This is a genomic window from Falsiroseomonas oryzae (assembly GCF_027856955.1).
Taxonomy (GTDB): Bacteria; Pseudomonadota; Alphaproteobacteria; order Acetobacterales; family Acetobacteraceae; genus Falsiroseomonas; species Falsiroseomonas oryzae.
Window position 1 is genome coordinate 1 of record NZ_JAPSMD010000753.1, and the last position, 1,474, is coordinate 1,474.

Consider the following 1,474-nt stretch of genomic DNA (forward strand, 5'->3'; position numbering starts at 1 on the left):
AGGTGCGCGCGCCGCAGGCGCTCTCGGCGCGCACCACCGTGGCGCAGGGCGCGACGATCCGCGCGGATGCCACGCGGGCCGGGCCGGGCGGGCGCGTCATCGTGCACGCGCAGGACCGCACGGAGATGCGCGGCCGAATCTCCGTCCGCGGCGCGGGCGCCGGCCCGGGCGGCGAGGTCGAGGTCTCCGCGAAGCGCGCGCTGCTGGTCGATGGCACGATCGAGACCGGGCCCGGCGGCCGCGTGCTGCTGGACCCGGAGGAAGTCCGCATCGTCGAGACGCCGGGCGCCGATGGCGAGATCGCGGCGAGCCTCGTCAGCGAGACGGAGGGCCACTTCACCGTGGAGGCGGAGCGCGGCATCCGCGTGCTGGCGGCGGTGGACCGCAGCGTCGGGCCGCTGACGCTGGCAACCACCAACGCCACCGCGGCGCCCGGCGACGGCATCTCGGTGGAGGCGCCGCTTTCGGTGCTGGGCGACCTGCGCCTGACCACCGCCGGCGACATCGGCCAGACCGAGGCCGGACGCATCGCGGCGACCACGCTCTTCGCCGAAAGCCGCGCCGGCGCGGTGCGGCTGGAGGCCAGCGGCAACGCGATCCGCGCGCTGGATGGCGGCTTCGCGGCCGGCCGCTTCGATATCGCCACCACCGAGCGGCTGTCGGTGGATGCGCGGGTGGAGGCCGCCGCGATCCGGCTGACCTCGCGCGAGGGCATCGCGCTCTTCGCGCCGCTCGCCGCGGGCACCGTGGAACTGGTGGCGCTGGGCGCCGAGGGGATCACGCAGGCCGGATCGGGTGCCGGGATCGCGGCCGGGACGCTGCTGCTGGAATCGCCCTTCGCGCCGGTCGCGCTGGAGGGCGCGGGCAACGCGATCGATGCGCTGGGCGACACCACCGCCACGGGCGGCCTGGCGCTGCGCAACGGCGGCGCGCTGGACCTGGCCGGCACGCTGAACGGCAGCGACGCCACGGTGCGGCTGACGCTCGATGCCGGCGACCTGACGCAGGCCGGCGGCGGGCGGGTGATCGCCGGGACTCTCGTGGTCGCGGCACCCGGCGGGTCGGTGCGGCTCGGCGGAGCGGGGAACGAGGTGACGCGGCTGGCCGGCTCGGCGCGCGACGCGCTGGTGCTGGATGCCGGGCGCAGCCTGCTGCTGGACGGCGTGGTGCAGGCACCGGAGGTGACGCTGGCCGCCACGGGCAACCTGGAGCAGCTGACCGATGCGCTGGTTCTGGCCGGCACGCTGCGGGCGCAGGCCACCGGCGGCGCGGTGCTGCTGCAGGATCCGTTGAACGAGGTGGCGCGGCTGGGCGAGTCGGGCGGCGACACCGGCTTCGCGCTGGCCACGCTGGGCACGCTGACGCTCACCGGCCGCGTCGCCGCGCCGGAGGTCGTGCTGCTGGCCGGCGGCAGCCTGCTGCAGGGCGCGGGCGGCGCCGTCGCCACCGACCTGCTGCGCGCCACCGCGCTGAC

At 77.1% G+C, this 1,474-nt stretch carries 1 protein-coding gene; it reads left to right on the plus strand.

Features of this window, described 5'->3' with window-relative positions:
- A partial coding sequence (locus OZN99_RS31380) for a hypothetical protein (protein ID WP_270939114.1) occupies positions 1 to 1,474 on the plus strand: 1,474 nt, incomplete at both ends.